The sequence below is a fragment of the Mycobacterium sp. genome (genome assembly GCF_035603715.1).
Lineage (GTDB): Bacteria > Actinomycetota > Actinomycetes > Mycobacteriales > Mycobacteriaceae > Mycobacterium.
The window spans coordinates 1-8,139 of the sequence record NZ_DATNJW010000170.1; the positions used below are offsets into that span (position 1 = coordinate 1).

The 8,139-nt window shown below is 65.7% G+C and carries 7 protein-coding genes; 3 read left to right on the plus strand and 4 right to left on the minus strand.

Annotated features, from left to right (window positions below):
- A partial coding sequence (gene pgi / locus VN856_RS07500; RefSeq protein ID WP_325687651.1) for a glucose-6-phosphate isomerase occupies nucleotides 1-1,481 on the minus strand: 1,481 nt, incomplete at its 3' end.
- Nucleotides 1,482-1,552: 71 nt separating this feature from the next.
- Entirely contained in the window at nucleotides 1,553-1,861 is a 309-nt protein-coding gene (locus VN856_RS07505) for a chorismate mutase (RefSeq protein WP_325687653.1), read from the minus strand.
- A 199-nt stretch (nucleotides 1,862-2,060) separates the two neighbouring features.
- On the opposite strand from VN856_RS07505, the gene pcrA reads away from it, so the two are divergent.
- Nucleotides 2,061-4,379 carry a DNA helicase PcrA gene (gene pcrA, locus VN856_RS07510; RefSeq protein ID WP_325687655.1) on the plus strand — a complete coding sequence of 773 codons (2,319 nt, stop codon included), beginning with the start codon at nucleotides 2,061-2,063 and terminating at the stop codon, nucleotides 4,377-4,379.
- Here pcrA and VN856_RS07515 read toward each other — a convergent pair.
- Together VN856_RS07515 and VN856_RS07520 are read right to left on the minus strand one after the other, a co-directional pair.
- On the minus strand, nucleotides 4,376-4,993 hold the full coding sequence (locus VN856_RS07515; RefSeq protein ID WP_325687657.1) for a hypothetical protein: 618 nt from the start codon (nucleotides 4,991-4,993) through the stop codon (nucleotides 4,376-4,378). The genes pcrA and VN856_RS07515 overlap by 4 nt on opposite strands.
- A 3-nt stretch (nucleotides 4,994-4,996) precedes the next feature.
- Nucleotides 4,997-6,028, minus strand: coding sequence for a M23 family metallopeptidase (locus tag VN856_RS07520; protein ID WP_414686898.1), 1,032 nt, complete (start codon nucleotides 6,026-6,028; stop codon nucleotides 4,997-4,999).
- 256 nt (nucleotides 6,029-6,284) lie between these two features.
- On the opposite strand from VN856_RS07520, the gene sucC reads away from it, so the two are divergent.
- Both sucC and VN856_RS07530 read left to right on the plus strand, forming a co-directional pair.
- A complete protein-coding gene (gene sucC, locus VN856_RS07525) occupies nucleotides 6,285-7,448 on the plus strand; it encodes an ADP-forming succinate--CoA ligase subunit beta (protein WP_325687661.1) in 1,164 nt (387 codons plus the stop codon).
- Nucleotides 7,449-7,466: 18 nt separating this feature from the next.
- The coding region (locus VN856_RS07530; RefSeq protein WP_325687663.1) for a succinate--CoA ligase subunit alpha at nucleotides 7,467-8,139 on the plus strand (673 nt) is incomplete at its 3' end.

Sequence of the window (8,139 nt, forward strand, 5' to 3'; positions counted from 1 at the left end):
ACCTGATGCTCGTAGAGCGCGATCAATTGGCCGACTACCGACGGGGTGAGCCGGGTGGCCAGGATGGACGTGGTTGGCCGGTTGCCCGGCATCACCTTGTGCGGCACCACGTCGGCGGCCGTGCCCTCGGCGGCGATCTCGTCGGCCGTCTTGCCGAATGCCAGCACCTGCGTCTGGGCGAAGAAGTTGCTCATCAGCAAGTCGTGCATGCTGCCGGTGCCGTCCATGGTGGGCAGGTCGTCGGTGGGTTGACTGAAGCCGATGAAGTCGGCCGGCACCAGCCGGGTGCCCTGGTGCAGGAGTTGGTAGAACGCGTGCTGGCCGTTCGTTCCTGGCTCGCCCCAGAAGATTTCACCAGTGTCGGTGGTGACCGGGGTGCCGTCGGCACGGGTCGACTTGCCGTTGGACTCCATCGTCAGCTGCTGCAGATACGCGGCGAAGCGCGCCATGTCATTGGAATACGGCAGCACCGCACGCGCCTGCGCATCGAAGAAGTCCGAGTACCACAGCCCGATCAGGCCGAGCAGCACCGGCGCGTTGGACTCCAGCGGCGCGGTCTTGAAGTGCTCGTCGACCAGATGGAATCCGGATAGGAAGTCCGCGAACGCTTCTCGGCCGATCGCGGCCATCACCGAGAGGCCGATCGCGGAGTCGACCGAATACCGTCCGCCGACCCAGTCCCAGAAACCGAACATGTTGTCCGTGTCGATGCCGAACTCGTCGACCAGCTTCTTGTTGGTCGAGACGGCGACGAAATGCTTGGCAACCGCGTCGTTCCCGAGCGCATCGGTTAACCAGCGCCTCGCGGCGGTGGCGTTCGTCAGCGTCTCCAGCGTGGTAAAGGTCTTGGATGCGACGATGAAAAGCGTTGTGGCCGGGTCTAGGTCGGCCAGCTTTGCGATCAGGTCGGCGGGATCGACATTGGACACGAATCGCGCCGAGATACCGGCGTCGGCGTAATGCCGCAGCGCCTGGTAGACCATGACCGGTCCGAGGTCCGAGCCCCCGATTCCGATGTTGACGACGGTGCTGATCCGTTTACCGGTGGCGCCGGTCCACTCGCCGCTGCGCAGCCGGTCGGTGAAATCGCCCATCGCGTCGAGCACCGAGTGGACGTCCTCGACGACGTTCTGCCCGTCCACGATCAGCTTGGCGTCGCGGGGAAGTCGCAATGCGGTGTGCAGCACAGCGCGATTCTCCGAGATGTTGATGTGGACGCCGGAGAACATCTCGTCGCGACGCTGCTCGAGCTCAGCGGCGCGAGCCAGGTCGGTCAGCAGCTTCAGCGTTTCCCGGTTGATGCGGTGTTTGCTGTAGTCGATGTAGAGGTCGCCGACGGTGATGTTGAATTCGCGGCCGCGGTCTGGGTCCTCGGCGAAGAATTCACGCAGGTGGGTGCCTACGATCTGGTCGTGGTGCTTGCCCAGCGCCTTCCATGCCGAGGTCGCTGAGATGTCGGGAATCCGTTCAACCGCAGTCATGCCTCGACCCTAGTCAGGTTGACCGGGCCCGCGCGCTGAAGCCGAGGTGAACGGGCGGCGAATCGGGCGGATCAGTGACCGAGCCGGCCGCGACCCAGCCTGAGCAGCAGCATGGCCAGGTCCTTGCCCTCGGGCCCGAGTTCGCTGTAGCGCTCGATGACCTTCATTTCGCGGCTGTGCACCAACCGCGTGCCGCCCGAAGCCATCCGGGCTTTGCCGATCGCCCGGGACACCTCGGCGCGACGCTTGACCGCGGCCAGGATCTCGGCATCGAGCCGGTCGATTTCCAGCCGCAGCTCATCGATATCAGTGGGTTGTTCTATCTCGATGGTCATCTCGGACTCCGAATTCTCGTTGTGTGGAGGGGGTTGCGGTTTCATCCGGTTTCGGGCCTCACACAAGAGACGAGCCCCGGATCCGGAAGCGGACCGCGGGGCTCTGGGAAGCAGCTAAACCACGGGCACCGCTGGCCGGTACCCGTAGAAAAATCGACGCTGCATGTTGAGCACGAAATGAGTGTGCCACTTGGAGGCGTTCCGGCGCAAAGGTGTCGCCGAACGGCGGTAGGTTGGACCAGTTATGAGTGTGCAGCACGTGACCGAGTCTGAAGGCGATCAACTTCTCGACGGTTTGAACCCCCAACAACGTCAGGCGGTTCTGCACGAGGGCTCGCCGCTGCTGATCGTCGCGGGCGCGGGCTCGGGTAAGACCGCCGTGCTGACCCGGCGTATCGCCTACCTGCTGGCCGCGCGCGACGTCGGGCCCGGGCAGGTGCTGGCGATCACCTTCACCAATAAGGCCGCCGCTGAGATGCGCGAACGCGTCGTGGCGCTGGTCGGCCCGCGGGCGCGATCGATGTGGGTGTCGACCTTTCACTCGACCTGCGTGCGGATTCTGCGTAACCAGGCGTCGCTGATCGATGGCCTCAACTCCAACTTCTCCATCTACGACGCCGACGATTCCCGACGTCTGCTGCAGATGATCGCCAAGGACATGGGCCTGGACGTCAAGCGATATTCGCCGCGGCTGCTGGCCAACGCCATCTCCAACCTGAAGAACGAGCTGATCGACCCGCACCAGGCGATGGCGAACCTGTCCGACGACGCGGACGACTTGGCGCGCACGGTGGCCGCCGTATTCTCCGAATACCAGCACCGGCTGCGGCTGGCCAACGCCCTCGATTTCGACGACCTGATCGGCGAGACGGTCGCGGTGCTGCAGGCCTTCCCGCAGATCGCCCAGCATTACCGCCGCCGCTTCCGGCACATTCTGGTCGACGAGTATCAGGACACCAACCACGCGCAGTACGTCCTGGTCCGCGAACTGGTCGGCCGCGACAGCGAGGACGGTGTGACACCCGGCGAGCTGTGCGTGGTCGGCGACGCCGACCAGTCGATCTACGCGTTCCGCGGGGCCACGATCCGCAACATCGAAGACTTCGAGCGCGACTACCCCGACGCCACGACAATCCTGCTCGAGCAGAACTACCGCTCCACGCAGAACATCCTGACCGCGGCCAACTCGGTGATCTCCCGTAATGCCGGACGACGGGACAAGCGGCTGTGGACCGACGCCGGCGAGGGCGAGCTGATCGTCGGCTACGTCGCCGACAACGAGCATGACGAGGCGAGGTTCGTTGCCGAGGAAATCGACGGGCTGGCCGCCAACAGCGACATCACCTACAACGATGTGGCCGTCTTCTACCGCACCAACAACTCGTCGCGGTCGTTGGAAGAGGTGTTCATCCGCGCCGGCATTCCCTACAAAGTGGTTGGGGGAGTGCGGTTTTACGAGCGCCGGGAGATTCGCGACATCGTCGCCTACCTGCGCGTGCTGGACAACCCCGGCGACGCGGTCAGTTTGCGGCGGATCCTCAACACGCCGCGGCGCGGCATCGGCGATCGGGCTGAGGCTTGCGTGGCGGTGTACGCCGAGAACACCGGATCCAGTTTCGCCGATGCGCTGCAGGCCGCCGCCGAAGGCAAGGTGCCGCTGCTGAATACCCGCTCGGCCAAGGCGATTGCGGGGTTCGTCGAGATGCTCGACGAACTGCGGAGCCGGCTCGACGCGTCGGAGGGCGACCTCGGCGAACTGGTCGAGGCGGTGCTGGAGCACACCGGATACCGCGCGGAGTTGGAGTCATCCTCCGACCCGCAAGACCTGGCCCGGCTGGACAACCTCAACGAACTCGTCAGCGTTGCACACGAATTCGCCACCGACCTGGCCAATGCCGAAGCACTCGGAACCGATCTCGACGACGAGGACGTGCCGGACACCGGTGTGCTGGCCCAATTCTTGGAACGGGTGTCGTTGGTCGCCGACACCGATGAAATCCCGGAGCACACCGCCGGTCTGGTCACGCTGATGACGCTGCACACCGCCAAGGGACTGGAATTCCCGGTCGTGTTCGTCACCGGATGGGAAGACGGAATGTTCCCGCACATGCGGGCTTTGGGCGACGCCGGCGAGCTGTCCGAGGAGCGTCGACTGGCCTACGTCGGGATCACCCGGGCGCGGCAGCGTCTCTATGTCAGCCGCGCCAAGGTTCGCTCGTCGTGGGGACAGCCGATGCTCAACCCGGAATCGCGGTTTCTGCGCGAGATCCCGCAAGAGCTCATCGACTGGCGTCGCACCGACCCGACGCCGTCGTTCAGCGCGCCGGTCAGCGGCGCCGGCCGGTTCGGCACGCCGCGCCCGTCGCCGACCCGAAGCGGGGGAGGCAGCAAGCGTCCGCTGCTGGTGCTGGAGCCTGGCGACCGGGTCACCCACGACAAGTACGGCCTGGGCCGGGTCGAAGAGGTCTCCGGCGTCGGCGAATCAGCGATGTCGCTGATCGACTTCGGCAGTTCGGGTCGGGTCAAGCTGATGCACAACCACGCTCCGGTCGCGAAGCTCTAGTCCTCCAGCAGCCAATCCCGCGTGCGCGGCAGCAAGGTCAGCACGGCGCTGGTGATCGGCAGAATTGGCAGGGTGTGCACGATCCAGGCCACCCGTGCGCCGGCGATGAACACGCCGAGGTAGGTCAGGATCGCGACCACGGCGCCCGCCACGATCAGGTAGCGGCTCAGCGGTTGGCGTAGCAGCAGCAGGATCACCCCGGAGATCGTGGCAAGCGCGAACACCAGCGCAAGGAACGCCACCGCGACGCAGAACAGCCGGTCCGATCTCCACCAGCCCGCGATCAGATCGGTCGCCACCACCGAGGTGGCCCAGCCGCTGATGATGCTGACGGCCGCGGCGGCCACTGCCGTTGTCCGGCTGGGTTCGCCGTATGGGCTGCGCGCCATCGCGGGCGGCCGGCTCGGCGGAGCGTATTGCGGGGGCGACGGCGGGCGTGGGATGTGCGTGGTGCGGGCGTCGTCGACCGCCTGCGGCAAGGGCCCGGTCGGCGCCCGGCGAATGATGCGCGTCGTTTGAGGGGCCTGCTCAGGACCGCCGGCGGCGGGCATGGGCCCGCTGGGCGCTGCGGGAGGCGGGCGATCGCCTGGTGCGGGATTGTTCGGGTCGGTCACCGGTCAACCGGCGAAGGTGCCAACAGACAGACCGCGTTTGGCCAGCCACGGCACCGGGTCCACTCGCTGCGTGCCGCCCAGCAGTACCTCGAAGTGCAAGTGTGGTCCGGTGGAATTGCCGCGGTTGCCCATGGTGGCGATCTGGTCGCCGGCCATCACACGCTGACCCACGCTGACCATCGTGGTGTTGACATGGCCGTACAGCGTGACCGTGCCGTCGGCGTGACGCAGCTTGACCCACATGCCGTAGCCGGCGGTCGGGCCCGCATCGATGACGACGCCGTCCGAGACCGCGTGGATCGGGGTGCCGATCGAGTTCGCGAGGTCGATGCCGGCGTGCAGGACGCCCCACCGGTAGCCGAAGCCCGAGGTGAAGATGCCCTTGGTCGGCATGACGAACAGCGGCTGTTGCAGCCTGGCCTCACGTTGGGCGCGTTCCTGAGCGAACGCGACGCCGTGGGCCAGTTCGGCGTTGTGGACGGCGACGTTCGCGGCCGGCCGTACGGTCACCATCTGCATACCGCCGCCGGAGGTGCTGATCGGCCCGCCGTTGGTCGCTGCGGCTTGGGCGGCCAGCACGGTATGAGCCTTGGAGTGCTCTGGGGTCTCGGTGGCGGAGTGCGCAGCGGCGGCGGCGGCACCCGCCGCCATAGCGCCGATCAGCACGCGACCTCGAGCCGGGCCGGTCAGCTGTTTGCGGTGTTGCCCGCGCCGGGCAATCAGCTCCGCGTCGCCATTACCGCGGTGCGCGTCACGCCGGAGCGGGTCGATGTGGCGCTCGGACACGCTTGGGCCGGCCAGGTTCATGACGACGAGGTTGTCGGTGTCGTCCAGGTCGTCGAGCTCAGGCGCGCGCAGGACCTGCGCTTCTTTGTCGAAGTGCGAATTCGCGCTGAAATCCAGGTCGTCGAGCTTGCCGAACTCATTGAAAGGAATGATGTCGGTGACTTCGTTGCGATTGGGAGCTGACAAGCTGCCGCGGGACGCCGAATGCTCTCCTTGCACAGGAGACGGTGCCGGGATTTGCTGAGTCAAGCTGATTGTCCCTCGAGCCGTAACCATAACGTTATCTGGACCCTGCGACGTTAACCGGCGACCTGGGGAGGTCGCAAGCTAAGCCAGGAATCCGTCGGGGATTGTGATTTGAATCACGATGGACCGCTCGGTGAGATCTGACACATCCACCGATGCCGACGACGGAACGTTAAGGCCGTGTCGATACAGTTCCCGCAAGCGGGCGTCGGAAAACCCCGGCTCGCTTAGAAATAGGCCGACACACAGAAGTGAGCCCATGGACCTTTTCGAGTATCAGGCGAAGGAGCTGTTCGCCAAGCACAACGTCCCAACGACGCCCGGCCGGGTGACCGACACCGCTGACGGGGCCAAGGCCATCGCCGAAGAGATCGGGCACCCGGTGATGGTCAAAGCGCAGGTCAAGGTCGGCGGACGTGGCAAGGCCGGTGGCGTGAAATACGCCGCGACCCCGGATGACGCTTACAACCACGCGAAGAACATTCTCGGCCTGGACATCAAGGGCCACGTCGTGAAGAAGCTGCTGGTCGCCGAGGCCAGCGATATCGCCGAGGAGTACTACATCTCCTTCCTGCTCGACCGCGCCAACCGCACCTACCTGGCCATGTGCTCGGTGGAGGGCGGCATGGAGATCGAAGAGGTCGCGGCCACCAAGCCCGAGCGGCTGGCCAAGGTCCCGGTGGACGCGGTCAAGGGCGTCGACGTGGCATTCGCCCGCTCGATCGCCGAACAGGGCCACCTGCCGGCCGAGGTGCTCGACGCCGCGGCGATCACCATCGCCAAGCTGTGGGAGGTCTTCGTCGGCGAGGACGCCACCTTGGTCGAGGTCAACCCGCTGGTGCGGACACCCGACGACCAGATCCTGGCGCTGGACGGCAAGGTGACGCTGGATGGCAACGCCGACTTCCGGCAGCCCGGCCATGTCGAGTTCGAAGATCGCGACGCCACCGATCCGCTGGAGCTGAAGGCCAAGGAGCACGACCTGAACTACGTCAAGCTCGACGGTCAGGTCGGCATCATCGGCAACGGCGCCGGGCTGGTCATGTCGACGCTCGACGTCGTGGCTTACGCGGGCGAGAAGCACGGCGGCGTCAAGCCGGCCAACTTCCTCGACATCGGCGGCGGCGCCTCGGCCGAGGTGATGGCCGCGGGGCTCGACGTCATCCTGGGCGACGCACAGGTCAAGAGCGTTTTCGTGAACGTCTTCGGCGGCATCACCTCGTGTGACGCCGTCGCGAACGGAATCGTCAAGGCGCTCGAAATCCTCGGTGACGACGCAAACAAGCCGCTGGTCGTCCGGCTCGACGGCAACAACGTCGACGAAGGCCGGCGCATCCTCGCCGAGGCCAACCACCCGCTGGTGACCGTGGTGCCGACGATGGACGAAGCCGCCGACAAAGCCGCCGAGCTGGCGAACGCCTGATCAAGGAGACCTGACCTAATGGCAATTTTTCTGACCAAGGACAACAAGGTCGTCGTGCAGGGCATCACCGGCGCCGAGGCCACCAAGCACACCGCACGGATGCTGGCGGCCGGTACCCAGATCGTCGGCGGGGTGAACGCCCGCAAGGCCGGCACCACCGTCGCGCACAAGGACGTCAACGGCAACCCCGTCGAACTGCCGGTGTTCGGCAGCGTCGTCGAGGCCATCGAGAAGACCGGCGCCGACGTGTCGATCATCTTTGTGCCACCGGTGTACTCCAAAGACGCCATCATCGAGGCGATCGACGCCGAGATCCCGCTGCTGGTGGTCATCACCGAGGGAATCCCGGTGCAGGACAGCGCATATGCCTGGGCCTATAACCTCGACAAGGGCGCCAAGACCCGCATCATCGGTCCGAACTGTCCCGGCATCATCACCCCGGGCCAGGCGCTGGTGGGCATCACGCCCGCCAACATCACCGGCCCCGGACCTGTCGGGCTGGTATCCAAGTCCGGCACCTTGACCTACCAGATGATGTACGAGCTGCGCGATTTCGGCTTCTCCACGTCCATCGGCATCGGGGGTGACCCGGTGATCGGCACCACCCACATCGACGCCATCGAGGCGTTCGAGAAGGACCCGGAGACGAAGGTCATCGTGATGATCGGTGAGATCGGTGGCGACGCCGAGG